Annotated in this window: 24 protein-coding genes and 3 pseudogenes; 16 read left to right on the forward strand and 11 right to left on the reverse strand. The window is 52.9% G+C overall.

The features are described 5' to 3' along the window. Positions 1-62: 62 nt before the first annotated feature. Positions 63-275: pseudogene (locus tag BJF95_RS24710) on the reverse strand (hypothetical protein); the annotation flags it as partial. 366 nt (positions 276-641) lie between these two features. On the opposite strand from BJF95_RS24710, the gene BJF95_RS23325 reads away from it, so the two are divergent. Genes BJF95_RS23325 through BJF95_RS23355 form a run of 6 tightly spaced genes read left to right on the forward strand, consistent with a single transcriptional unit; the run spans position 642 to position 7,146 of the window. Then, the gene (locus BJF95_RS23325; RefSeq protein WP_075641889.1) at positions 642-1,649 is read left to right on the forward strand and encodes a hypothetical protein; all 1,008 of its coding nucleotides are present in this window, start codon (positions 642-644) and stop codon (positions 1,647-1,649) included. 5 nt (positions 1,650-1,654) lie between these two features. Further along, complete coding sequence (locus BJF95_RS23330; protein WP_075641890.1) at positions 1,655-2,350, forward strand: class I SAM-dependent methyltransferase; 696 nt, start codon at positions 1,655-1,657, stop codon at positions 2,348-2,350. Positions 2,351-2,376: 26 nt separating this feature from the next. After that, on the forward strand, positions 2,377-3,576 hold the full coding sequence (locus BJF95_RS23335; RefSeq protein ID WP_075641891.1) for a DegT/DnrJ/EryC1/StrS family aminotransferase: 1,200 nt from the start codon (positions 2,377-2,379) through the stop codon (positions 3,574-3,576). Then, positions 3,573-4,694 (forward strand): DegT/DnrJ/EryC1/StrS family aminotransferase, encoded by a 1,122-nt coding sequence (locus BJF95_RS23340; protein WP_075641892.1) that lies wholly within the window; start codon positions 3,573-3,575, stop codon positions 4,692-4,694. The genes BJF95_RS23335 and BJF95_RS23340 overlap by 4 nt, the downstream gene beginning before the upstream one ends. Before the next feature lie 11 nt (positions 4,695-4,705). Continuing rightward, entirely contained in the window at positions 4,706-5,404 is a 699-nt protein-coding gene (locus tag BJF95_RS23345) for a WbqC family protein (protein ID WP_083638964.1), read from the forward strand. Positions 5,405-5,433: 29 nt separating this feature from the next. Continuing rightward, the gene (locus tag BJF95_RS23355) at positions 5,434-7,146 is read left to right on the forward strand and encodes a hypothetical protein (protein ID WP_139317609.1); all 1,713 of its coding nucleotides are present in this window, start codon (positions 5,434-5,436) and stop codon (positions 7,144-7,146) included. A gap of 185 nt (positions 7,147-7,331) precedes the next feature. On the opposite strand, the gene BJF95_RS23360 is transcribed toward BJF95_RS23355, so the two are convergent. Further along, positions 7,332-8,168 carry a helix-turn-helix domain-containing protein gene (locus tag BJF95_RS23360; protein ID WP_075641896.1) on the reverse strand — a complete coding sequence of 279 codons (837 nt, stop codon included), beginning with the start codon at positions 8,166-8,168 and terminating at the stop codon, positions 7,332-7,334. A gap of 134 nt (positions 8,169-8,302) precedes the next feature. On the opposite strand from BJF95_RS23360, the gene BJF95_RS23365 reads away from it, so the two are divergent. Together BJF95_RS23365 and BJF95_RS23370 are read left to right on the forward strand one after the other, a co-directional pair. Next, positions 8,303-9,265, forward strand: coding sequence for a fatty acid desaturase (locus BJF95_RS23365; RefSeq protein ID WP_083638957.1), 963 nt, complete (start codon positions 8,303-8,305; stop codon positions 9,263-9,265). A gap of 32 nt (positions 9,266-9,297) precedes the next feature. Then, on the forward strand, positions 9,298-10,044 hold the full coding sequence (locus tag BJF95_RS23370; RefSeq protein ID WP_075641964.1) for a phosphate/phosphite/phosphonate ABC transporter substrate-binding protein: 747 nt from the start codon (positions 9,298-9,300) through the stop codon (positions 10,042-10,044). Between the two features lie 16 nt (positions 10,045-10,060). Here BJF95_RS23370 and BJF95_RS23375 read toward each other — a convergent pair whose 3' ends face one another. From BJF95_RS23375 to BJF95_RS23400, 6 genes are all read right to left on the reverse strand, one after another. After that, on the reverse strand, positions 10,061-11,545 hold the full coding sequence (locus BJF95_RS23375; RefSeq protein WP_075641897.1) for an HAL/PAL/TAL family ammonia-lyase: 1,485 nt from the start codon (positions 11,543-11,545) through the stop codon (positions 10,061-10,063). 51 nt (positions 11,546-11,596) lie between these two features. Next, on the reverse strand, positions 11,597-12,340 hold the full coding sequence (gene hutC, locus BJF95_RS23380) for a histidine utilization transcriptional repressor HutC (RefSeq protein ID WP_075641898.1): 744 nt from the start codon (positions 12,338-12,340) through the stop codon (positions 11,597-11,599). A 104-nt stretch (positions 12,341-12,444) separates the two neighbouring features. Then, entirely contained in the window at positions 12,445-13,356 is a 912-nt protein-coding gene (locus BJF95_RS23385) for an ABC transporter substrate-binding protein (RefSeq protein ID WP_075641899.1), read from the reverse strand. A gap of 61 nt (positions 13,357-13,417) precedes the next feature. Further along, positions 13,418-14,104, reverse strand: a complete 687-nt coding sequence (locus tag BJF95_RS23390) for an ABC transporter permease (RefSeq protein ID WP_075641900.1) — start codon at positions 14,102-14,104, stop codon at positions 13,418-13,420. Further along, positions 14,101-14,751, reverse strand: coding sequence for an ABC transporter permease (locus BJF95_RS23395; RefSeq protein ID WP_075641901.1), 651 nt, complete (start codon positions 14,749-14,751; stop codon positions 14,101-14,103). The genes BJF95_RS23390 and BJF95_RS23395 overlap by 4 nt, the downstream gene beginning before the upstream one ends. Beyond that, entirely contained in the window at positions 14,748-15,860 is a 1,113-nt protein-coding gene (locus tag BJF95_RS23400) for an ABC transporter ATP-binding protein (RefSeq protein WP_075641902.1), read from the reverse strand. Before BJF95_RS23400 ends, BJF95_RS23395 begins: the two co-directional genes overlap by 4 nt. A 413-nt stretch (positions 15,861-16,273) precedes the next feature. Between BJF95_RS23400 and BJF95_RS23405 the strand changes: the two genes are divergently transcribed. Then, positions 16,274-16,804, forward strand: a complete 531-nt coding sequence (locus tag BJF95_RS23405; protein WP_075641903.1) for a sugar O-acetyltransferase — start codon at positions 16,274-16,276, stop codon at positions 16,802-16,804. Positions 16,805-16,915: 111 nt separating this feature from the next. Here the strand turns inward: BJF95_RS23405 and BJF95_RS23410 are convergent. Together BJF95_RS23410 and BJF95_RS23915 are read right to left on the reverse strand one after the other, a co-directional pair. After that, positions 16,916-17,098 (reverse strand): annotated as a pseudogene (locus BJF95_RS23410) (hypothetical protein); the annotation flags it as partial. Beyond that, the gene (locus BJF95_RS23915) at positions 17,095-17,403 is read right to left on the reverse strand and encodes a hypothetical protein (protein WP_139317610.1); all 309 of its coding nucleotides are present in this window, start codon (positions 17,401-17,403) and stop codon (positions 17,095-17,097) included. The pseudogene BJF95_RS23410 and the gene BJF95_RS23915, both read right to left, overlap by 4 nt. Positions 17,404-17,881: 478 nt before the next feature. On the opposite strand from BJF95_RS23915, the gene BJF95_RS23420 reads away from it, so the two are divergent. Continuing rightward, on the forward strand, positions 17,882-18,895 hold the full coding sequence (locus tag BJF95_RS23420) for a 2-keto-3-deoxygluconate permease (RefSeq protein ID WP_075641905.1): 1,014 nt from the start codon (positions 17,882-17,884) through the stop codon (positions 18,893-18,895). A gap of 271 nt (positions 18,896-19,166) precedes the next feature. Next, positions 19,167-19,256 (forward strand): annotated as a pseudogene (locus BJF95_RS24525) (3'-5' exonuclease); the annotation flags it as partial. 49 nt (positions 19,257-19,305) lie between these two features. On the opposite strand, the gene BJF95_RS23430 reads toward BJF95_RS24525, so the two are convergent. Further along, positions 19,306-19,785, reverse strand: a complete 480-nt coding sequence (locus tag BJF95_RS23430) for a transposase (protein ID WP_245297408.1) — start codon at positions 19,783-19,785, stop codon at positions 19,306-19,308. Between BJF95_RS23430 and BJF95_RS24530 the strand changes: the two genes are divergently transcribed. From BJF95_RS24530 to BJF95_RS23450, 5 genes are all read left to right on the forward strand, one after another. Further along, complete coding sequence (locus BJF95_RS24530) at positions 19,772-20,182, forward strand: alpha/beta hydrolase family protein (RefSeq protein WP_245297409.1); 411 nt, start codon at positions 19,772-19,774, stop codon at positions 20,180-20,182. The two genes, BJF95_RS23430 and BJF95_RS24530, sit on opposite strands and share 14 nt — an antisense overlap. Before the next feature lie 23 nt (positions 20,183-20,205). Beyond that, positions 20,206-20,535, forward strand: coding sequence for an alpha/beta hydrolase (locus BJF95_RS24535; protein ID WP_245297410.1), 330 nt, complete (start codon positions 20,206-20,208; stop codon positions 20,533-20,535). An 847-nt stretch (positions 20,536-21,382) separates the two neighbouring features. Further along, positions 21,383-23,776 carry a type VI secretion system tip protein TssI/VgrG gene (gene tssI, locus BJF95_RS23440; protein WP_075641908.1) on the forward strand — a complete coding sequence of 798 codons (2,394 nt, stop codon included), beginning with the start codon at positions 21,383-21,385 and terminating at the stop codon, positions 23,774-23,776. Then, positions 23,777-24,841: a DUF4123 domain-containing protein gene (locus tag BJF95_RS23445; protein WP_075641909.1), complete on the forward strand. Its 1,065-nt coding sequence runs from the start codon at positions 23,777-23,779 to the stop codon at positions 24,839-24,841. Positions 24,842-24,984: 143 nt separating this feature from the next. Then, positions 24,985-25,689, forward strand: a complete 705-nt coding sequence (locus BJF95_RS23450; protein WP_139317611.1) for a hypothetical protein — start codon at positions 24,985-24,987, stop codon at positions 25,687-25,689. Positions 25,690-25,727 lie beyond the last annotated feature (38 nt).

Raw genomic sequence — 25,727 nt, forward strand, 5'->3', positions numbered from 1 at the left:
GCTCATACATGTTGCAGCACCGCCTTGATATATTTCTGCAAGAATCAATGCTGTACAATTTACTAAACTCGATTGGACTTCAAATAATAAAGCAAGATTTTATTTGGATAACGAACAGTGATACCGGTCGTGTTGCGAAGTCCGAAGAGGCACGCAGGTAGATTATTTTGGTCATTCACCGTCCAGCCGCCTGAAAAGCCGAAGCCGTTCTCCAACCACAGCATGGCCTCGAAACTGGCAATCGTTCGCCGCGCCGTGTTGAAGGATTGGAAGCCACGCTTTGCGAACATTTCTTCCAAGTCTCGATAGTTGAGCGGATAACGCAAATACCAACTGACTGCCAGCACGATCAGCCACGCCTCGAAATGCCGTCCCTTGAACCGCAGGACCGCGTAGCGAAATAATCCTTTGATTGGTGCTTCAACTTTTCGGCAGTGGCATTCAAAATCATGGGCTCGCTCCGCAATTTTCGAAGCAGCAAATTCCATGCATATGGGCAACATACGGTTAAGATCGAAAATTTGCGACAGGCCCGTCCGAAGTACCAAACAAGCGTCTTAAGTTCGAAACGAATAAGATTGAAATTTCTAAGAAAAATTTGTAAGTATGATTGTCAGAAATAAAAAGAGAAATGCTCGTGAATGCGCTGGATTATCCATATCGGAGCCCCCAAAACCGGATCCACGGCGATCCAGCGTTTTCTATTTGAAAACAGGGCCATGCTGATTGAGCATGGCATACTTTACCCTGAAGTCAGCATCCGAGGGTTCGGCCACCACGATCTGGCTTTTCTTTTGCATGGCCAGTATGCCAAATGGGCCACGCCTCAAGATCGTAGCTTAACAGATCTGCGTGACATTTTGCGCGGTATAGTTCTACCGTCAGCCGCTACGACGATACTGTTAAGCAGTGAAAATTTCTATGTCTATCCAAAGCCTAGCGCTCTGCGATCTTTGCTCGTGGAAGCTGGACTGCATTCCAGTGATGAGATTGTGATCGTATGCTACGTACGCCGTCAAGATGATGCGCATGTTTCATGGTATAATCAGTCGGTAAAGGCACAGGGAAATACGAGCAGTTTGAATACAACCATCATCCGCGAGCATGGTTTGTGGGACTATGCAACGCGATTGCAGCCATGGGCAGATGAGTTCGGCATCAATTCCATACTGGTGCGTGACTACACGCCATTCAGTCAGAGAACCGCAGATATTCGTGATGACTTCCTGGCTATTCTCGGTGCAGACCGTGATCGGTTTCACCTGCCTGCAGGCAGGGAAAACGAACGGGTTAATCGTGATATATTGGCATTTCAGCGCTGGGTAAACCATCTCCCTCTCTCGGCGAAAAAAAAACGGCGTTACCACAAACAACTGATCGAATTAACCGCAGCAAGTGAAGGCGCGCAGTTTTTTGACGACACACCGCTCCTGTCTTTAGCTGCTCGCGAGACATTATTGGCGTCTTATGCCGCAAGCAATGCCGTTTTGGCCAAGATGTATCTGAAGCAAGAAACAATATTCGACCCTCTGGAAGAAAAAGACATCGCCGCGGGAACAGCGCTCTCAGGGCTGACGATCCGAAAAATTTTTCGTATCCTTGCTTGGATCGCCGGTTTCCGTAATTCTTTTCAAACCATTCCCCGGTGAGGAACATGTCAGAAGACAGCAGCCTTTATCCAACGAAACATCATCCCGAATCCTGCGATCCCGATGACATTTGGCGGCAGGTCGGCCGAACGACGTCGGGTAAACCTGTATCGTCCGATCAGATAGATCTTATCGTTAACGCCGCGAAGCAAAGGCTTTCCTTGAGCGAAGACGATATCCTGCTCGACCTCTGCTGTGGCAATGGTGCTTTGACCACTCACTTGTTTCAAAAATGTGCCGGTGGGCTTGGAGTGGACTATTCAGAATTCCTTATCGACGTCGCAAATCAGCGTTTCGTGAAAAGAGAATCTGAAGCCTATCTGCTGTATGATGCCCTGCATTACCTTCGCGCAGAAAATTGGCCAGATCGGTTTACAAAGGTTATGTGTTATGGGGCATTCCCCTATTTTCCGGCCAAAGCAGCGTGTGAGATGCTAACGCAGATCAAGGACCGTTTTGCGAATGTCAGCACCGTCTTTCTTGGACAATTACCAGACAAGACGCGCATATCGGCGTTCTACAGAGAGGGAATTCCGGCAGGCATTGAGGATAATCCAGGCGGAAAATTGGGAATGTGGCGCACGCCCGAAGAGATGATCGATCTAGCGAAAGCGGCAGGATGGAAGGCTGACTGCATCCGGATGCCGGACGCATTCTTTGCTGCACATTATCGCTTCGATGCCATTCTCACCCGTATTTAGACGATCGCTGATGTTGAGCACGACCAATGAACCTGACTGAAAAAACTGAGGATTTTGGACTGTTTGGCGGCCGGCCATTATTTCCGGAAGCCCGAACAACAGGTCAATTGGCAAACCGTGATCCCAACGCATTTTTTGCGATGATGTCTGGTGCTTTTGACCGTCGCCGGTTGAGCAATCAGGGGCCGCTTGTTGCGGAATTGGAAACGCAACTGAAAGTGCTTCATGGCACCAAACATGCCATCGCTGTCGCCAATGCCTGCTTTGCTCTCATTCTATCGATGCGTGCGCTCGCCAAACCCGGAGCACATCGGGTGGTTATGCCTTCGTTTACCTTTCGCGGACTACCGCATCTGGTCCGTTGGGCAGGGTTGGAACCTAAATATTGTGATGTCGATCCCGTTCATCACACTCTCGCTCCCGAAGCTCTCGCACGTGCGATGGGGCCAGATGTCGCACTTGTACTGGCGGTCGATACCGCCAGCGCGCTTTGCGACATTGATGCTCTTGAGGCAATTACCCGATCTGCAGGTGTCTCTCTTCTTCTCGATTCCGTTTACGGCATCGGTGGCAGCTATGGTGAAGATCCTGTCGGTTCCCGCGGTGATGCGGCGGTATTCAGCCTCCATGCCACCAAGTTGTTAAACGGCTTCGAGGGTGGATATCTAACGACCAACGACGACAATCTAGCTGCCACGATGCTCCGTCAGCGGAACTTTGGCATAGGCGAAAGTGCGTTGATTGAGGACTGGGGGCTCAATGCAAAGCTTAACGAGATTCATGCCGCGCAGGCTCTTGCCAATCTGCCACATATCAATTGCGTCATGAGCGACAATCGGGCTCGCTTCGAGGCCTATCAAGACGCTTTTCGGGATATTTCATGGGTGAACTTTGCCGACTACAGCCGCTCGCCAGGCAACTACAGCCTCGTTCTGCTGCAAGTAGGCCCAACGTCACCATATAGCCGCGATGATCTTATCAGGCTTTTACGTGCGGAGAACGCTTTGGTTCGCTCATATTACTCCCCTCCCTTGCATTGGGTTGATCAGCAAACTCCTCGTGTGACGAACTTGCCCGCCACCGACAAAATTTCGCGGGAGTTTATTCAGATGCCTGTCGGTGACCACACATCGATAGAGGATATTTGGCGATTGGGAGATTTTTTCAGGAGGCTCGATCGGCAGAGGATGAGTATCACAACGCGCATGATGAACGTGCTTTCATGAAGGAAATTTTGTCCCCACTGCATGTTGGACAGATGAATCTACCATCCAATGAAGCATTTCGAGCTGCTTTCGAAGGAATTTTCGCACGTCGTCACTATGCCAATCACGGCCCCTTGGAACAGCACCTCGATAAGGCTTTAGCGGAACACTTTCAGGTTCGTCATGCCATCAGTGTGGTGAATGGAACCGTGGCGCTAATCCTCTTGCTCAAGGCGCTCGACATTCAGGGGGAAGTTATTACCCCTGCATTCACTTTCTCGGCTACTGCGCAATCATTGCTGTGGGCTGGCCTAAAGCCGGTTTTCTGTGACGTGAATGTCGAGAGCCAGATGTTGACAGCGGCAGGCGTCACAAAAGCAATCACCCCGGCAACCGTCGCGATTTTGGGTGTGCACATCTGGGGTAGAGCTTGTGATCCGATAGCTTTGGAAGAATTGGCCGCAGAGCGTGGCCTGAAGCTTATTTTCGATGCGGCCCATGCTACGTCGTGCACCTTCGCAGGGCGACGTATCGGAGGCTTTGGCGATGCCGAGATATTTTCCTTTCATGCCACCAAAGTGTTGAATGGAGCGGAGGGCGGATGCATTACGACCAATAATGATGCTTTGGCCGCACGGCTGCGCGTGATGCGAAGTTTCCACGATGGTACTGGAGACCCCTCCGGCCTCTTGCGTATGAACGCTAAGATGTCGGAAGCCCAAGCCGCAATGACACTGCTAGGGCTTGATGCTATCGATGGATTCATCGCCGAAAATCGCGCGCGATATGAGCGTTATCGCAAGAACCTCGCACACATCCCAGGTATCCGTTTCCTGCATCACGAGGGCTACGGCGAGAACAATTATCAATATGTTGTGTCACAAATCGACGCGCAGGCCTTCGGTTTAACGTGCGACGCCTTAAGCAATGCGCTCCAAGCTCGGAACGTTCTTGTTCGCCGTTATTTTTCACCTGGGCTCCATAAGAGTCCACCATTTTCGGAGGAGAGGTGGAACTTGCCTGTCACTGATGATCTGTGCCGTTCTCTCCTCCAGTTCCCGTCCGGACAGGTGATCAACCTAGAGGATGTCGACGCAGTTTGCTCCCTGGTGCGTTCGCTTCAGGCTGGCACGCTATGATATTGGGCGTAATGCAGCCCTACTTCTTTCCCTACCTTGGCCATTTTCAGCTGATCATGGCGACGGATCGATGGGTTGTTTTCGATCTTGTCCGATACAATCGCAAGAGTTGGATGAACCGCAATCGCATCTTGCACCCTACGGACGGATGGCAATATGTGAGCGTTCCCGTAAGTGGACCGCAAGACCAATTGGTGAGCGCCGTTACCATGGTCGACCCCGACGCCGCGCTGCGACGTATTCAAGGACAGTTGGAACACTATCGCGGAAAAGCGCCCTACTTCCACGTCGTTCGCGACTTGGTCGACGCCGCCTTTGCGCGAACCAAAGGTGGCAAGCTGCGTGACCTCAACATACAAACACTCTCTGTTGTCTGCGAGTTTTTGAACATCAGATTCGATTGGTGTATCGGATCGGAACTTGACCTTGATCTTTCCGGAGTTCAGCATGCAGGACAATGGGCGCTTGAGATTGCGGATGCCTTGAATTGCGTGCGCTACATCAACCCACCAGGTGGCAGGGATATCTTTCGTGTGGACGAGTGGACCGCTAAAGGCATTGAGTTGCGTTTTATCAATCCTCCCGTTTTTCAATATCCAACAGGTCCTTACGAATACATAGAAAATCTTTCAATACTCGATGTATTGATGTGGAACAAGCGAGAATCAGTAAGAGAATTTATTGCCGGAAACATTCACGTAACAGAATAATATCTGGATACCGAAAAGAGGGTGGATACGTGTTTAAAAAAATCATTCGCTTGTTGCGCGGGACCAGCGATCATGACGTTTCCGAAGATTTTAATCCTGACTTTTATAAATCCCTCTACTCGGACTTGAATGGCGAGGACCCACTTATCCATTGGCGGCAGCAAGGACGGCGAGAAGGGCGTATTGGTAACATTCCGACGGAACTCCCCGCTTTTGATCCAGATTATTATCTTTCTCGGTACTCCGATGTCGGTATTGCCGGGGTAGACCCGTTTCATCATTGGCTGCGTTTTGGTCGGCTTGAGGGTCGGGTCGCTGCTTGGCCCGCGGATCAAGAGGGAAACTTTCCACGCTTGCGCCAAATGATCGAGCAATATAATTTTTTCGATCGGGAAACCTATCTCGCCAACTATCTAGAAGATATCTCCGAGGGACACGACCCCCTTGATTATTATATTTCTGTTGGCCAGCATAACAGTCATAAGCCAAACAATATTTTTGATCCTCTTATTTATTTGCTGAATTATCCGGATGCCCATTATCTCGGACCGGTGCTACATTATCTAGAAAGACTGAGGAATGGTGAGGCGTCCATTGGAGACTTGTGTTACGCTTCTGTCTTTTCAGATATTCGTCAACAGATAAGCTGGCCGGGCTTCAATGTTCAATCGCAAGAATTAAAGGATCGCGATCGAAATCAGGGGATCGAACAATCCGAGGCTTTTGCCCAAGAGCAGGTATTGGAGTTCACGATTGACGACAAAAAGTATAGTCTTGTTGCGCCGTCTGCGGATGATTTATTTAACCGAATACGGGATGATCAAGCTTTTGCCCTATCCCGATTGCCACACGGCTTCTGGGATGGGCTCCTGTACTTAAGTCATGCGCGCGATACTGTAACAGCTAAGATTGCTGTTCTTGCTCCAAAGCTGCAATTGTCTGATGATGATCTTGATCGGCTAGCAGAGAGGGCTTGTGACACCATTTTGCCGGAGATGGGGATTTATCAGGAGAATTTTCTCCGTGAATTGTTTAATGAAACGACGAGCAGTGAAGTGAGTAAGGATCACCTCCGCTCGGTGTCCTTCAAATGGCAGCCGACTGTGGAAAATCGAGTATTTGGCCGTACCGATACAATGGGTGGCATGGAGCTCGATCAACTGAAATTCTTCTCAAAATATTTCAAGCCCGAACATTCCGTCTTCGAAGCAATGATTTGGAAACGTTGGGTATTTTCTGGTGACGTGATGCGATTGCCAGTCGAAGCCCGCGATAGGCCCGTTGTGCTGGTAGGCCCTGAACGTATGGCGGAATTGGGTATGCGATGGAAATTGCCATGGTTCTCCCACGTCACGATACCTCTCATAAATCATGAGCGGCGCTATAGAAGTTATGAGCTACGCTATAGCATCCTGGAACAATGCAAAGATGCGGTGCAAGTCGCAAAAGCACTCGCTATTGAGAATGGAACAAAGAAGCCTCTGATTGTCTTTCAGGGTGGCTCATTTGCCTATTGGCTGATCGCGCGACTGCACAAATGGGATCCTAGTGTGTTCTATCTCGACTTCGGGCAATCCTTACATATCTGGTTTCTAGACAACCCCGAAGTCTTGGCCCCATGGTTGACATTCCATCCAAGGCTCATCATGGAAAATTGTAAACTTGATGAATTTTACGAGGGTTTAGGTATTCATTTGGCAGCACCTTTTGGCCTCTCCATGTCAGATGAACGGGAACTTTAACAGCATTCTAGCCCCTGAATATTAAAGGGCACAGATATGACTTTGTTGCAGCGATCCCCATATTCCTGCGATCAGCCGACCATTTGGGCCTGTCGCAAATTTTCGCGCTTAACCCTATGCTGACCATCTGAAGAGTAATTCCGCCAGTAGGTAGTGCTGTCTGCAAAAATGTTTGCGACACGCCCCTAAAACACGGGGAGGTTTCTCACAAAATCAGCAGTTTCATGGGGGTGAATACGGGTAACCCTGATCAATTCATCGAAATGGCGTTGCATTTTGCGGATGGCTTCCGTGCTGTTGAGAACAAGATACATGCTGCCAATAAAAAGTGCAGCGCGCTGCGAGCCAAAAATGGTGTACGGCACAGAAAATCTTTCTTTTTCATTGAATAAAAACAGTCGGAAGGACGGATAAAGTTCATTGATCAGATTGGACATATGCTGGAGCTGCGCTAGACGAGTCTCTCGCGTCAACCCACTCCACATGCCGCGCCCTTCAGCAAGTGCCTCCAACGTTTCGCGGGGCATACACACTTCCATGTCAGTTCCCGGTTGGCGGTTGTAATCCAGACGAAACGCCGTTTCACTTGCTTGCGCCATCACGTCCTGATGTGCCCCCAAGGCCTCGAAAGCGACAATTTCCGGCGTGCGAAGGAGGTCGGGAATGCGAGCAGGGACGTAACGGATTTTGGAGCCCGCAGCCTCTGCATGCCATTTCATCAAAAGTGTTTTCCCGTCATCAGCCCCTCCTTCCTCCATTTCAAAACTTGGTCGCAGCTCTGGCATCAAACCTTGATCGTATGAAAGGCCCAGCAGCCAATCGAGCGTTACCGAATGGCGCTCGGCAATATTCAACAGCGTCTCGACACGTGGAAGCCGGGCCGAGTGACCCGATAACAATTGCGATAACGCTGATCGATCAATGCCGATGGCTGCGGCAAAATCGGCCTGGCTTTCTCCGGCCCGGTCTACCAATTGGGTCAACCGGGCACGAAACATATCTGCAAGAACACGCTTGTCCACTTTTCACCCATTTGGTTACAATTATCATCATTCTAAATAAATCATGACCAAATTCAACAATTGGTCACCATAAACTCATTGTGCGACGCACACGCGAATGAGACCCTGAGGCCAATGGGCATCAAGGGTATAAGATGACAAACAGAACCAACACAGAATTTCCGACGTCGCCGAATTCGGGCTATGTCAGAAATCCCCATCGTATTGAATGGCCAACATTAGCGCTGCTGGCGGCCTGCTACAGCCTGTGGATCTGTGCGGGATATGCTGTTTTTCCTGCGTTTCCCTTGCTTTCCCTTGTGATGATGGGAATTGCGGTGGCGCTTTATTCTTCACTTCAACATGAAGTTCTGCACGGCCATCCCACACGCAATGCACGGTTTAACGAGGCACTTGTTTTCCTGCCTATTGGTATTTTTTACCCCTACCGCAGCTATAAGCGGACGCATTTGCAGCATCATGCAGACGAACGTCTGACAGACCCTTTCGATGACCCGGAGAGCTATTATCGAGCCGTGGCGGATTGGGAGAAAATGCCATCATTTCTGAAGATCCTTCTTGCCTGGAACAATTCATTCACAGGTCGTCTGGTGATTGGGCCGCCGCTGATGGTTATTGGTTTCACAATGGCAGAATGGCGCAAGATCTTCCTTGGGGATCGTCGGGTCATGTACGCATGGTTGTTACATCTCGCGGGTCTCATACCCACGCTGCTCATCATCGCCTTTGTGTTTGGCATTCCGCTTTGGCTCTACGTCAGTGTCGCCGCCTATCTCGGCATTTCCATCATCGCCATTCGTTCCTATTGTGAGCATCAATGGGCGGATCGGCCGGATGGACGAACAATTATCGTTGAAAACTCGATTCTTGCGCCGTTGTTTCTTTTTAATAATTTGCACTTCGTGCATCACAAAATGCCAACAGCTGCCTGGTACCAATTGCCGTCGCTCTATCAAGCGAGAAGAGCCGAGTGGCAGCAGATGAATGATGGCTATGTCTATCGCAATTACTTCGACGTGTTTCGTGCCTTTGCTTTCAAGGCGAAGGAGCCAGTCGCGCATCCGGTATTGCGACGCGATGGAGGATCACAAACGTGACATCAAACGTCAAATGGATTGCCGCACTGCCGATGTACGATTGGCCTGAATTGCGCAGCGAGACTGATGCCCTTTGGGCCAGCATGCGCCGCCGATTTCTCGATCACGGTATTGATGCCCCCGAAAATCTCGTCCGTCGTAACGCCGATATGCCGCCTGTTCCCGGTGGCATTCGAAGCAAAGATGGAACCGTCATCGCCGCAGATCCTGCCACACTTGATCCCGATGCTTTCGACTTAGCGGTTTTGTGGCGACATCCGGGCCTGCTTGTTGCCAATACCTGTTGGGGACCCATGGAGTTTGGTCTGAAAGACCACGTTCAGGTGATCGGACAGAGTGATTACCAAGGGGTTGAGGGTGGTAAGGGAGAATTCTATTGCAGCGCCATCATTGCCAGAAAAGGTGATGGCGAAGAAGAGATTGCTCCCTCATCGGTTGGCGACGCACTCTTGCCGCTGGATTTCTTTCGACAGAAAATTTTGGCATTTAACGACCCAATATCCTTATCAGGCTACCTCAGTCTAAAGCGGGATCTCAAGGCGCTCGGTGAGAGCCTGGAGGTGTTTGCAAATCGTCTTGAAACAGGTGCCCACCGGGCTAGTGTCACAGCAGTTGCCAGGGGGCAGGCCGATATTGCCGCCATTGACTGTAAGTCCTGGATGCTTGCGCAACGCTATGAGCCTGCTGCAAAAGAGCTTCGCGTCATCGGCTGGACGGCACACCGTAAGGGTCTGCCGTTTATTCGCGCCAAAGGTATCAGCCTGCCGTTCGGACTATGACTTTGCGCAAGACGACCTAAAGCGGCTCCTTCTCGCGCAAAAGCGCCCGTACCCCCTCGATGTCCATTGCCAGCGGCCGGTCGTCTGAATAAGGCAGAACGTGTTCACGAAGCATCCTGTGCAGAGCGTTGGTTCCCGCTGCACGATCACCAAGATCGCTCAAAAAATCATGGGCTTGTACGGCGGCCATCCATTCGATCGCAAAAATATATTCTGCATTATCAAGAACTGCGAGCAGTTTGTTTGCGGCTGCCGTAGGATGCGCCAGAAAGTCCTCCTGCAAGCCGGATGTCAATCCGCCGTCGGTGGAAGCTGGCGCTGCAAGGCGGCGGTTGTCCCCAACCAGGGCTGCTGCCGTGTATTGGGCGATCATAAAGCCCGATTGGGTCCCCGCATCGGAGGCGAGAAAGGGCGGAAGGCCGCTCACCAGTGGATTGACCAGACGGTCGACGCGGCGCTCACTCATCGCCGCGATCTGCGCAATCGCAATCGCCAGGCTGTCAGCCGCTTGACCCAATGCCGGTGCAACGGCATGGGCTTGTGAAGCAATAAGCGGCTGTTCGACCGTGCCCATAAGTGCCGGATTATCGGTGACAGACGCCAGTTCACGGTTAACAATGGAAGCAGATATTTCAAACACATCACGAGCAGCGCCATGGGCTTGCGGCACGGCCCGAAGACTTAAAGCATCCTGAGTTCTTTTGCCATGCGCTGCTGCAATCAGGCCGCTACCCTGGAGTCTCGTCCGAAGCGACGCGCCGACCTCTGCGATGCCTTTTGAGGGGCGCAATGCAAGAACGCTTTCATTGAACGCATCCATCTGCCCACCCACCGCCTCAAGCGTGAGAGCTGCAATGGCGTCGGCCCAGTCGAGCAGGTGAGCAGCACGATTCAGCGCCATACAGGACAAGCCTGTTGCGCAAGATGTACCATTCACCAAGCTCAGCCCCTCCTTGGCACCCAGAACCAAGGGCTCAAGACTCATTTCCGCCAAAGCCTCGCGGCCGCTGAGAAGACGACCTCCCATACGAGCCTGACCCTCACCGATCAGCACCAAAGCTGTGTGAGCATTGTGGGTGAGGTAGCCCGCCGAGCCCCGTGACGGCACGATCGGGATGCAGTCACGCTCCAGAAATGTTGATAGGTTTGCAACAATTTCGCGCCGGACGCCGGAATAACCATGGGCGAAATTGGCAATCTGCGCAGCGATAATGGCCCGCACCTCCGGCGCATCCAAATGAGGTCCAATGCCGCATGCGTGGCTGAGCACAATTCCGCGCGAAAGCTTGCCTTGGGTTGTGCGGTCAACCACAGTATCCGAGAGGGCACCCACGCCTGTGTTTATCCCATAGGCGCGGACACCCACGGCCACGATGGCATCGAGAATCTGGCTTGCCCGATCGATACGTTCATAGGCATTTTCCGAGACATGCAGCGCTTCTCCTTTGCCGACGCGCGCAATAGAGCGCCAATCCAGCCCGCCATCAAGAAGAACGGTCATGCATTTCTCCAGTATTGAAATCTGTGAGATTACCAGACATCGGTCCAGGTCTCACGTGCTGCTATAAAGACGATAGCGACTGCCGGGATAGAGCAGACGAACGGAAGAGACGACGCCTTCTGTCGACCATGTTCTGCGTCGAACAAGCAGGCATGGCTCGGTTTTTGAAATTGCCAACAGCTTGCATTCCCAAGGCTCCGCCTTGACCGCTTCTATATGCTGTTCTGCTTTGACGATGGGTGCCGCCATCATCAGATACCGGTTCGGTGTCGTGACATTAAAGTCCAGATTGATGTAATCGGGCGCACACACGGGATTTACAAATCGATCTTCGATCTGCATCGGAATGCCGTCTTCGGCATGCACAATAACAGAATGCGCAACAGAGCTGTTGCATGGAACAGCAAGTGCTTCTGCAAGCTCAGGACCACAGGTTTCGAGCTGAAGAAGAAAGACCATTGCGCTGTGAGTGCCACCGTTGCGGCTAATCTCATCGGCAATGTTGGGCACAGTTTGAAACTGCGATGTGCGCTTGTTGGTTGAAACAAAAGAGCCCTTGCCTCGCACCCGTACCACAAGGCCTTCGTCGGCCAGCTCGCGCAAGGCACGATTAGCGGTCATACGGCTCACGCCGAGAATATCGACGAGTTCGTTTTCGGATGGAACGCGCTGACCAATCTTCCATTCACCGGATTCGACGCGGCTGCGAACATAATCCTTCAATTTTACATAGAGAGGGGCAGCCGAAATAGGCTCCTCCCGTTCGTCCTCGGCCGTTTGCTGTACCAATGGCATTGTTTTACCGGATATTTTCTGCGTTACGATCCATCGCGATGAACCAATCTGGTTGCACAATACACATGGTTTTTGGCAGGCACCAGAGTGCCTGCCAACAGTCCTCAGTTCAGCTTTTGCTTGGTAAGCCAGTCTCCAGCCACAACATCGAAACTGTCATGATTGCCCAGGCGACCATTCATCTCGATGAGATCCTGGGTGGTGAGCGCAGCAGATACCGCATCCAGCGTCTTTGTTACGACGTCATTGATTTTCGGAGTGGCGATCACAGGAACCACGTTCTGAGCCGGAAAGAGGTTTTTGACATCTTCCAACACAACCAGATTGTTTTGTGCAATGGCTGGATCGGTTGAAAACAGGTTCGCAGCCTGTATCTGATCATTGACAAGCGCCGACAGCGTCAAAGGACCACCGACGTCAAGTGCCTTGAACGACTTGAACTCCAAGCCATACACATCCTTCAAACCAACGATGCCTTCCTTGCGTGTTTTCCATTCCGGTGGGCCACCGAGCACCAGCTGCGAGGCGACGGGTGCAAGATCACCGATTGTCTTCAATTTGTATTTATCAGCCGTCGCGCGGGTCACGGCAACACCGTCTGAATCCTGCGCTGGTGATGGAGTTAACATCGAAACCCCCTTCGGCAAGGCTGCCTTCAGGGCCTTCGCCACATCTTCAGGCGCATGGGCGGTCGCGTTTTTGTCGAGATAGCTCAATGCTGCACCGGCGTATTCCGGCAAAAGATCGATTGAGCCGTCAAGCAGCGCCGGCATATAAACTTCCCGACTGCCAATGTTCAATTTTGTTTCAACCGCGACACCCTTGGCTTTCAGCGCCTGGGCATAAATAGTCGCCAAAAGTTGGCTTTCGGGAAAATCGGCGGAACCGATGATGATTGTCTTCGAATCCGACCGCGCAGCGGGGGCTGCGAGAGGGTCATTGGCGGCAAATGCGGAGGGCACTGAGAGGGTCATAAGCGCCAATGCGCTGAAGGCAGTAATAATCCTGAATGCCATGCGAGCTTCTCCTTTTGGTTGGGTCAAAATCTTGTCTGTGGGGTGGAAAGACAATCTTGTGTCATGATGGCCGCCCTTTCACCCGGCGTGTCAGGCCAGCTGATACAGTGAAACGGGCGACGAGGCCGATGGTGATATCAACCGCGAGGGCAAGCACACCGACCAGTACCGCTCCGGCAGCCATCTGGTAATAGTCATGCTGCGCCCGACCATCGATAATCAGACGACCGAGGCCGCCGAGCGAAACATAGGCGGCAATTGTTGCCGTTGAGATGATCTGAAGAGTGGCACTCCGCAGGCCTGAGAAAATCAGCGGCAGTGCACAAGGCAACTCGACGTCGAACAGGATATCAAGCGGGCGCTTGCCCATACCGCGTGCGGCATCGACCGCAGCCGGATCCACGGCTGCAACGCCCGCATAGCTGCCTGTCATGATCGGCGGCACAGCCAGAAGCACCAGCACGATCAGGCTTGGCACGGTAAAGGCCAAATCGGACGCGAAGACGGGGCCAAACAAGATCACCAGAAGTGCGAGAAGGCCAAGGCTTGGCAAGGAACGCAACGCATTCGCAAGCCCTGCAATAAACACGACGCCGCGCCCGGTGTGGCCAACATACAAACCCACTGGCAAACCGATCAAACAGGCAAAGAAAAGTGCTATTGCACTATAGCCCAGATGCTGAGCGACCAGAATGATGACACCGTCGGTGCCAGTCCAATGCTCGGGATTTGAGAACCATTCGATCATCGCACCATTCTCCCCGGTTGCCAAGGCGTCAAACGGCGCGCGATAAACAAAACAAGCCCATCCAGAAGGGCGGCCAGAATGACGCAAAGCACAATGCCCGCGATAATCGGAGTCATGAACCGCAACTGGAGTCCCTGGGTGAAAAGCAGGCCGAGCTGAGGTGTTCCAACCAGAGCGGCAACCGAAACGATACTGACATTGGACACAACAGCAACACGCAGCCCGGCAGCGATGACCGGAACAGCGAGCGGCAGCTCTACCGTCAGAAGACGCGCGGCACGTCTGTAACCCATGGCATTGGCTGCCTGAAGAACGTCAGGGGAAATGGAGTCGAGACCGTCGCTGACCGTGCGCACAAGAAGCGCCAAGGCATAGACTGTCAACGCGACGACGACATTGATAGGATCAAGGATGCGCGTTCCAAGGACCCATGGCAGCAGAACAAACAGCGCCAGCGATGGAATCGTATAAAGAAGTCCGGAGGCACCGAGGAGGGCTGTGCGAAACAGACCGGCGCGCTGCGCTATCCAGCCCAGTGGCAAAGCGAGAGCAAGGCCAATCAACACCGGCATCACGGACAGATAGAGATGCCAGAGAAAAAGCTCTGAGATCCAACCCGACTGATTATAGAGCCAATCGAATCTCATGGCTGCCCTCCAGATCGCCCGTTGCGCGCGCGGTCAATAGCGGCAACGACATCTGGTAATGTGACAGTCCCCACAAGCGTGCCGGATGAAGACACGACGACGCCACGGCCAGACGGAGAACTAAGCGCCGCATCCAGCACATGGCGCAGACTGCTCCCTTGCGGGGCCAGTGTGCCGCTGAGATTGAGATCATCGTTGCGCAATGGTTGTTTCAGGCTCTGAGCATCAGCCCAGCCTATCGGCTTGTTTTCATGATTCGTTGCAAGAACCCAGCGGTCTGTGGCGATATCGCGCAAGGCCTCCGGTGTAATGCCGAGCTTCGCCGTAGGTTCCGCACCCAGAGGAACGCTCCCATCGAATTCGGCAAAACTCAGAAACCGATAGCCGCGATCCCGACCAATGAAGTCAGCCACAAACGCATCGACCGGGCGCGCCAGAAGTTCCTGTGGCGAGGCGATCTGGGCAAGCTTGCCCCCGGTGCGCAATACAGCCACCTGATCGCCAAGCTTGAGCGCCTCATCAATGTCATGGGTGACCATGATGATTGTCTTGCCAATCTCTCGCTGCAGGCGCAGGAATTCGTCCTGTAACTGGCCGCGCACAACCGGATCGACAGCGCTGAACGGTTCGTCCATCAGCATGAATTTCGGGTCAGAAGCCAAAGCGCGGGCAACGCCCACGCGTTGCTGCTGGCCACCGGAGAGCTGCCAAGGAAAGCGATCAGCAAAGGCGCTGCTCAGTCCCACGCGCTCCAGCAAATCATGGGCGGTGCGCAGTGCTTTTTGCTTGGGAACGCCATTGAGGCGTGCTGTGGTGGCAATGTTTTGCACAACGGTCCGATGGGGAAAAAGACCAGCGTGCTGGATGACATAACCGATCCGCCGCCGCAAAAGAGCAACATCCATGTGCTCCGTTTTCTCGCCATCAAGCAGGATCGATCCGGTCGAAGGCTTGATCAATCTGTTGACCATGCGCAAAGACGTCGTCTTGCCACACCCCGAGGGACCAACCAGAATCGTCAGCTTGCCGGTTGGCGCTGTGAGCGAGAGACTATCTACAGCTAACGCCGCGTTGTCATAACGCTTGCAGACGTTATCAAAAGTTATCATGCATTCCCCTTTAGTGAGCGGTTGCGTCTTCTTGTTGGACGCATTTGGCCTGCCGTTAAGTTGTCTATACAATCACGCAGGAATTAATTTTGCAAGCTCGATCGGTGAAACAATGTGCCACTTTTGATGCTGATGAAGATTTAGGCACATCATCGCCTCACCCTGATGCCAAGAGCATGCTGGGTGATTGTTTAGAGCCTATAGCTTAAGCTCAGAAAGTCGATTGAGATTGAGCGTAAAGAGAGCAGAAAACGCCGGCCGGACGCCAAGAGCAGTCTCGCGACTTTGCGGTGCTCGCTTAACATTGAAAGTCAAATAGACATTTAAAGTCATTGCCCTCCTTTGGTGCGACGGATTAGAACACTTTTGATGGCACGAGCGGAGGTGAGCCCTTGAAGAGCGAGCGCGCAAAGATGGACGCTGGCGAATGGTATTGCTGTTTCGATCCTGAACTGGATGCGTTGCGCATGCGGGCCAGACGCGCCGTGCATGCCCACAACAGCATGACACCCGACGAACGTGGACCGATGGCGAGCGAACTCCGCGCGCTGTTTGTTACCGCTAAAGACGCCTTCATCGAGGCACCGTTCCATTGTGCATACGGTATGAACATCTCCCTTGGAAGCGGTGTCTATCTCAATTCTAGTTGTGTCATTCTCGATACTGCAACCGTGTCCATTGGTGATGGCACGATGCTTGGGCCAGCCGTTCAGATATATTGCCCGGAACACCATCGCGACGTAACGCTACGAAAGTCGGGTCTCGAAATAGCCCGGCCAGTCAGCATCGGGAAAGATGTCTGGATCGGAGGTGGCGCGATAATACTTGGGGGTGTGACGATCGGCGATGGTGCGATTGTCGGCGCGGGTGCGGTGGTGACGCGAAGCGTGGCCGCAGGAACGACTGTGGTTGGCAATCCGGCACGGCCGCTCCGCCAATTTTGATTTTGCATGAAGCGCGCCTTCATGAAGTCTTTGTCGGGTGGCCTCGCCTTAACCACCTGGTTGGGACCGAGTTGATATTCGAGTTGCCATGAACGAGGCCCCGAACTCCCACTTCAGCCGTTTCACATGGTCGCCTTTCAAGCCGCCATATTCTCCACGCCAGCGGTCGTGCGTAACTTCCGTCACACATATCGACCGGATCGCTTCCGCCATCGATTTTCCCTGTGCATTCAGCACGTCAAGGGCCGCGTTACCGTTCGCCGCGAACGCTTTTAACCCGTCGTTTGAGTTCACGTGCTGGCGAGTTCCACGCCCGCTTCTGTGGCCTGGCGGTCGCGGTCGCGACGGCAATACCACAGAAGCAGAGCTTCGCAATTTACTCGAGCTTCATAGGTCCTGCGTTCTCGGACGACCGGAGGATCCTCGGGCGGTTGAGGGTCGAGGCTTCGGCAGCTGTCGCCGATCAGATTAAGGATGTGAGGAGCCCGGCTGAGGCAGAGAGACAGGGGCAAGCCACTTTCGTCGCGAAGATCCGCGAATTCGTTATCCGAGACCAGCGCGGAGATGCGGTTCGCCGCACCGTTGGTTTCTTCGATCAAGCCTCGATATGTGCCGATATTGAGATTTGCGACAGGGTTTCGCTTTATCGTCTACTTCATGACGAAGCCTATCAAACGGGTTAGATGTTTGCCACTTTGATCACCGAGTTACAGCAGACTCAGCCTTCGTTCGGGCTAGGCCTAGATCGCCTGGCGGGCCCTGACGTCCTCAAAGCTAAAAAAAAATGACAAGCAAGATTGCAATTCTGTCCGTTTTTGAATGATTTTTTTGGTAGGCGGTGCTCGGACGCACCGTCAGCAGTCGCCAAGCGTTCCCTCATTTCAGAGACCGATGTACTGAACAGCGTCTTACTTGTCGGCCTCATTCGTAGCGCTAAATTTATTAATACGGCCGAAGTGGAGGCGCACTAAAAATTAAGCTACTATTTGAAATGTGATTGTGCTGGAGGAGTCGTCACAATCCTGACGACAGTCGAAATTGAGCCGGTGCCCTTGGCGTCCGGTGGGAGTAGATGAGATGCAGATTAAAGACGCGATTGACAGGATTCCCGGGGGCTTGATGCTTGTACCGCTACTGCTGGGCGCGGTCTGCAAGACCTTCGCGCCCGATGCAGCCGGCTATTTCAAAGGTTTTACTCAGGGGATCATGACCGGGGTCATCCCAATTCTCGCGGTCTGGTTCTTTTGCATGGGGGCGTCGATCGAATTGAGATCGACCGGAACGGTCTTGCGCAAGTCGGGCACGATCGTATTGACCAAATTCATAACTGCTTGGATTATCACGCTGATTGCGTCGATGATTCTGCCGTCAGAGGGAATTCAAACCGGTATTTTTGCCGGCCTTTCGGTGCTTGCAATCGTCTGCGCCATGGATATGACCAATGGTGGTCTTTATGCCTCGCTGATGCAAACTTACGGGACCAAGGAGGAAGCCGGGGCCTTCGTTTTGACGTCTATCGAATCCGGTCCGTTGATGAGCATGATCATTCTTGGCGCTTCCGGTGTCGCACATTTCGAACCTCAAATATTTATCGGTGCCCTTTTGCCATTCATCATCGGTTTTGCACTGGGTAATCTGGATCCGAAATTGAGAGCCTTCTTTGCCCCGGGAAGTGTCTTGATGATCCCTTTCTTTGCCTTCTCTCTGGGCAACACCATCAACCTGCACACTTTGCTGTCGTCATTGGCAGGCCTGGGCATTGCCCTTGCGATTGCAGTGATTGTTTTGACGGGAATACCGCTGATCCTTGCCGACAAATATATTGGCGGCGGTAACGGCACAGCCGGCGTCGCCGCATCCTCTACTGCAGGTGCCGCTGCAGCCAACCCGCTCGCTATCGCCGCCGTCGCGCCGCAATTTGCGCCTGCCGCGCCGAGTGCAACGGTACTCGTTGCGATCTGCATTATCGTGACGTCGATCCTCGTGCCGATCATTACAGGCTTCTGGTTCAAGAAGTTCGGCCCCCCAAAGGAATCGAACATCAGCGGTGACGACAAAATTTCGGCCAACAAAATCAATTTTGTCGACTGATATCTTCACTGAGTGTGTGGTTTGCATTGGCCGCCCCGACCGATGCAAAATTGGAAAATGTACGCCCAGCGCTTCGTGCCCGTTTGACAGGGGAGGGGATCAGCGCTCACTCGACGCCGTCTGGACAGCCGCTTGCCCTATAAGGTTAGCTTGACCCCGGCGAACATCAGGATGGACGCCCCTGACGGGGCGGTGAGATTGCCCCCGTTTGACGATGGTCATGCATGAAAAGGATGGTATGCTGTCGCCAATGGCTAAACGGTGCGCTGCGGCCGGGCAGTCAATTGACATGGCGGCAATGCAGGCAATGATTGACCCCGCCGATTTGATCATCGCCCACAATGCCAGGTTTGATCGACCGTGTTATACGGGTCAGATTCTGGTTGAGATAACCCTACCTGTGAAATTTTTCATGCAACGCGCTTGAACTCTGGACAGCCAAGTTCCGTCATCCGGTTGAGAACACGAACGCCTATCTTTGCTTCTGTCGTCTGATTGCGGACCTTGAACTGCCGTCTTGGGAGGCGGATGATGACCTCAACGAGTTCGCCGAGGCGGGTTTCGAGAAGGCCTCGGGTTGGCGATCCGTCATAGGCACCATCAGCGATAAACCTGGCAACTGAGCCGTCAATCTGATCAAGAAGGTCAGGTAAGGCTGTTGGTTCTCCAACATTATCCGTGGTCAGCTCGGAACAAGTGATCTCACCGCTGGCAAGGTCAAGACCAAGGTGAAGCTTGGGGGACCAAAACCGTCGCCTGATATCAGATTCTTGGCGATCCGCGCAAAAAGGCCGTGCCAAGGCACCTGAAGACGTGCCGGTCAGAGCACTCAAGATGCAAGCGGTACTCGATTGTCCAATTGCTGGAGACAAAAAGTTGCCGCTGGTCATCATTTCTCACGGCTATGGCGGCTGGTACTTCGGTCATCACGACACCGCCGAGGCGCTGGCGGATTCCGGATTTGTTGTGGTCGCCATCAATCATCCGTATGCGAACTATGCCGATATGAGCCGCGAGAATGGTCAGGCTGCGCTCGTCAATCGATCTATCGATATCGATCGAACTATTGATTTCATACTTACCGCGTTTCCCGATTCAGCCAGAATCGACCCGCAACGGATAGGGGTCTATGGCTTCTTGCAGGGCGGCTATATCTGGCTCATCCTCGCCGGTGCCAATCCAGACTTCAGCAAGCTGCCGCCGCGTTGCGCCGACCCGAAGGTAGTGGGCTGCCCGCAGTCCGGCCAACCCCGCCCTTTTCGACATGCGCACTGCCCCAAATTCTAACGCATGATCCCCGTATCAGGGTGATGGTGGTTCCCGACCCTCTCAGCATTGTGCTTCAGACAAGAGGAAGCGTAAAGAATATCAGAATTCCACCTCAGGTCTGGGGATCGGAACTTGGAGGCGGCGGTGGAGCGTCGCCGAAAGATGTTGCAACGCTGGTACGTTTACTGCCGGAACGGCCTGACTTCGGGATTGTACCCAAAGCTGTTCATATGTCGTTTCTGACGATGTATCCCAAGGTCAACACGTCTTCGCCGGCGTGCATCGATGCGCCGGGCTTTGATCGCGCGGCGTTACACCGCATGTTCAATATCGAAGTCGTTGCATTCTTCCGGCGGAATCGTGCGGAATGAAGGCTCATAAGAGAACGTCGGTTTTCGGGATTCCCCGCTGGTTGATCAAACGTCCGTTTTGGAGACGCTAAGCAGAAATAATTTCCACCTCGGGGCGCGCTAGTGGACGATCTGCATAACGGTGCGAGTTCGGCACTCTTTTGGGTTTCAACGAACCACGGCACAGGCGATATGCGCGCCAGCAGCCTCTGCTATTGCTTACTGTCGGCCGACAAACTTTCAAGTTATGGCAACCCGGAAGTAATTTCAGCGTTGTCTTGACTGAGCCGACCAATGCAGGTGCCCTCCGAGGGTTAAGCGTTATACGTTTGATAGCAGAAATTCCAATAGGCACATTAAAAGCTGGCACTTCAACGTAGACGTCCACACAAACCGCGCGACGTTGCTTTTTGTCGCCGTAGGTTCAGTGCTTCGTAACCACGAAATTTCCAGATCAAAGGCGCGCGTGATGTTGGCATTCGTCACCAATTGAGGTCAGTTCCTGCTTGGGGTGAAACGACGCCCTAGCTGTAATCAAGCGCAATAGATGGTGATTTCCAGTTCAGATTATTTGAGACGAATAGCATTCTTGGAATCACACTGGTTGAGAATGAGCTCACATTAACTGCGACCAACGCAAATTGCTGACTTCAAAGAGCGCGTTGAGTGACCAGACTTTTTGAATCCCGACAGTTAAATCCGAAATGCCGCTTGATCTGCCCTTTTCAAAAAACACAACCTAGACCTTGACCTTTTGGGAATGCGGCTTAATTTTTCACATTGGCGTGATTGCTACGCCCGATTGCACGACTATTGCTTCGATACGATCTTTTGATTTTTTGAGAACGACATTTTGGGGGCCTTTCGTATGGACGACGAACTCTCACCCGCCGATTTCATTCAGGCCAGTCGTGTTTTGAACGTGTCCTCGCCTCTGGGAGAGGATCAATTGCTACCAGAGCGGTTGATGGTGGATGAGGGCGTCAATCGCCTGTTCGAAATTACTTTGAATGTGCGGGCCAAGCGCGAGGCAGTCAAGCCGGAAGAGCTGATTGGCAAGCTGGTCGATGTGTCTTTGGAAATCCGTCAAGGTGAATTTGGTGAGAACGGTGTGCGGCGTCCGTTTAACGGGTTGGTGACCAATCTGTCGGAAGGACCGCCGGTCACACGCGGGCTTCGCAGCTATACGCTCACCATCCGCCCGCAGATGTGGTTGATGTCTCGCCGGTCTGATTGCCGCATCTGGCAAAACAAGACATCTTTACAGGTGATGGAAACGCTGTTGTCCGAACAAGGCATTCCAGCCGCCTCCTCCTCTCCTATGCACAAGCCTCCGCTTTCGCGCGAATACAGCGTGCAGTGGAACGAGACAGATCTGGATTATCTGCTGCGCCGGTTTCAAGAAGATGGTCTTTTCTACTGGTTTGAGCATGAAAAGGGCGTTCATCGCCTGAAGGTCAGTGATCACAAAGTAGCATGGAGCGCACCATCCGCGTCGGCCGAGGGCGAAGATAAGGTGAGATTGGCCCAAGGCTCATCCGACCGCAACCATATCACTGAATGGATGCGCGAGTTTTCCTTCATCCCCGGCCAAAGAGCAGGTGCAGACTGGAACTTTGAGACCCCCAGCACCGTGCCGCTCAAATCCACGCCGTCGCTGATCCAGATGCCGGGAGCCAAGCAGCGCGAACTGTATGAATATCCAGCTCGCATCGCCGATGATCAGGAAGGTGATAGGGCTGAGACGTTTCGAATGCAGGCAGAGGAGGCCGATCACGAGAAAGTCACGGGTCAATCCACTGTGCGGGTGCTGGAGGCAGGCCGCCGCTTTACCCCGTATGAAGAGCCACATCCAGATCATGTTTACGAAGAACACGTCATTACACGCATCAAGCACTGGGCGGTGGATCGGTCTTATGAGACCACCGAGAACGAGCCAGAATATCGCAACGAGTTTGAGGCCATCCCCTCACGGGTGCCGCTAACGCCGCATCGGGAGACGAAGCGCCCGCGCATCGAGGGTGCGCAGGTGGCGATTGTGGCTGGTCCAGCGGGTGAAGAGATCCACACCGACAAATACGGCCGCATCAAAGTGTGGTTTCCATGGGATCGCAAGGCACAAAAGGATGGCTCTGACACCTGCTGGGTGCGGGTTAGCCAGGCATGGGGCGGCGGCACCTGGGGAGCACAAGTCATTCCACGCATTGGCATGGAGGTGATGGTGGCGTTTGTGGACGGTGACCCGGATCGTCCACTGGTGATTGGCGTGGTGCCAAACCCTAAAAACCCGGTGCCTTATGATCTGCCCGATAACAAGACCCGTATGGTGCTGCGCTCCAACACCCACAAGGGCAGCGGTTTTAATGAAATGACCTTTGAGGATGAGGCTGGGCAGGAGAACATGTTCTTCCACGCCCAGAAGGATCAAACCACGCGGGTTTTGAACGACCGCACCAAGCGGATTGATCGGCACGAAGTGGCCTCCATTGGCGGCAACCGTGCTGTAGAGGTTAGTGGCAATCAGAAGCATGAAATTGGCGGTTCGCTCAACACCGTTGTCGGGGGCACGGGTCCGATGGCCACACTGGCCATGGCGGGTGTGCAGGCGCTTTCTGGCCAAACAGCAGGGCTTCTGGCACAGGCCGGTCAAATTGCAGGTGGCGGCGGACCGGGCCTTGCAAGCTTCGCCACCACGCTGGCCTCATCCGCACTCGGCTTTCTGGGTGCGGGAGGGCTGATGGCCCGAGAAGGCGTTGTGGCAGGCGCAAGCCCAAGGGCGGATGCTGGCACAGCACTGGCAGGCTCCGGCACGGGCGTTGGGCAGGATGCATCCGGCCTGTTCCCGCTTCCTGGGATTATGAACACTATCGTCAGCGCGTTCAAATCCGACACCGTGGGAGTGGCTCGGGCTGAGCAGATCGGTGTCAGCAAGGTCACCAATGTGGGACAGACCCAGATCACAAATGTTGGCAAGGAACAGCGGACAACCGTTGGCAAAACAGTTCGAATGGAAGTCGGTGAATTGTTCGATCTTTGGACACACAAACAATTCCTCGGACGATCCGAGACTTGGTCAATCAATGCCTCAAACAAGATTGTTCTGACTGCACCGGGCGGCAAAATAGAAATCAACCAAAACGGCATCGTCATAAAAGGCTTGCGTGTCGACATTCAGGGAAATCAAATTAACTTTTCACGCGGCGGTCCGGGAAAGCGGACTGACAAAGGCTTTGCCGAAGATTGTTCAAAGAAGAAGCGATAGATGAGTGACACATTTAAATCTCAGATCCTTGCACAACTTTCAGCCTCCGGTGAAAGCGATATCTCGCTTTATGCCCTGTTGGATCCTTCACGTAACGCGGGCATGCTGAATGTCGCTCAGGCTATGGCCGAAGAAGGCGCTTGCCTGTTTCTGGGTGAAGCGAGGGAAGAGTTTTCGGATGATGCCCCCTGGCTCTTCAAATGCGACGCCTCGGGCGAACTCGCCCGATATCTCATCAACGAGAGCTTGGGGAAGCGGTGGGCCGTTTTCATTCAAAGCAGTAGGCACTTTTCAGAGCTCTTCAACCATTTCAGAAAGTTCGTCAAAATTACCGATGCGGATGACGATCAGATTTTTTGGCGATTCTATGATCCCGCGATTCTGATGGGACAGATGCCGTTTTTAACCTTGGAGCAGCGTCAGTTTTTCTTCCAAGGGATAAAGCGTATCGGCACGGAAGTCGGCCAGGATGGCTTTGTGTTTACATCCTGCAATGCTGGCGGTTTGCTGGATACCAACGTATTTGTTCGGCACGGTGATCTGGTTGAACAATCAGAACACCAGATTGGCGATGTAAGAGACATTCCCAAAGACCTTGTACCAATCTCGGTGGAAGGTGCAAGTGTTCGGCCTATGATGCGGTTGACACAGAGCCAGATCGATGGGCCTTTGCTCTACAATCGCCCGGCGCTTGTCGCACATGTTATTGAAACGCTGGATGATGAATTCAGGCCTTCCATAGAGAAAATAGATCAAGCTCCTCTTTACGAGATGATCAGTCATGGCATTCAACTTGCCATGTTCTCTTATGCGATCCACGATGTACAGCACATTGAATTGTTTATTGATTTCATGTTCCGTATTGCTCCGGGCTGGCACAAGCAGCCGCAACTGAACAAAATTCTCATCAGACGGGACATCACAACTGAGGTTAAATTTGACCTGCTTGCTGCGGACAACATGGCGAAAGCTTGGGATGACGCAGAACGCTATGATGACGCACGCGAATGGCTTCCCGATGCCATCGCTCGCCAGCTTGATGCGAATGGAGACCCATTGCCATGAGTGAGGCCTATAAAGCGGAGTTGAATACCGGCATTTGGGCAAAAGCCAAGGAAATGGCAAAAAATGATCCTGCCATTCTGACGGATATCACCGGCATTTTTGACCCAACGCCAATTTCTGACGGAACCAGCACGGTGATCCGGTTGGCTAAAGCGGATTGGTGGGGAGCGCTTTTTTCCGCAGTTTCAATTGTGCCTTACATTGGCGATGCGATTGGTAAAAGCAAACTGCTTGCCCGTTATGGACCGGAAGGTTTGAAGCTCGGCAAGGCCATCACCAGCTATTTCGGCAAGAGCGCCAAAGCCTTGCAGGAAAGTTTTGTTGAAATGAAAGGCGTCAAGGAAGCCATCGCAGCCCGCAAGCGCGCAATGGAAAAAGTGCGCGAAGCAATGAAAAAGAAACGCGCCAAAACCAACTGCAAGAAATGCAGCAAGGTGCCGAACGGGCGGATGCCTGCCAACAGCAAAAACGGCAATTGGACTGATGCCGCTGGCAACAAGATCGCGCAACCCGCAGATGGCAACGGTCTTTTCAAGTTCAGCGAGCCCAAGACGCTGCCGGATGGAACCAAGGTTGACGGCATTCCATATAAGGATGGCTTTCCAGATTTCGACAAGTATGTCGTTGGTGGCCGCAACGACATCTCGGTTGTCACCGGCGACGCCGCAGCCGATGCGCGAATGTTACTTAAAGAGAAAGGTATTGCTTCTCCCAATGAGCGCACATACGTCCTCAACCATTTTGAAGACGGAACTGTAGGATATGTTCCACGCGCTGTTCACGATACCGTGGAAGGTGGCGTAGCCCATGTCGGAGGCGCGTCTATGGTTAACTCCGAACTTTTCTAAATGTCAAAAATGTCCACAAACAGGAAAGTTAACATGCG

The sequence above is a fragment of the Rhizobium oryziradicis genome, assembly GCF_001939045.1.
Taxonomy (GTDB): domain Bacteria; phylum Pseudomonadota; class Alphaproteobacteria; order Rhizobiales; family Rhizobiaceae; genus Allorhizobium; species Allorhizobium oryziradicis.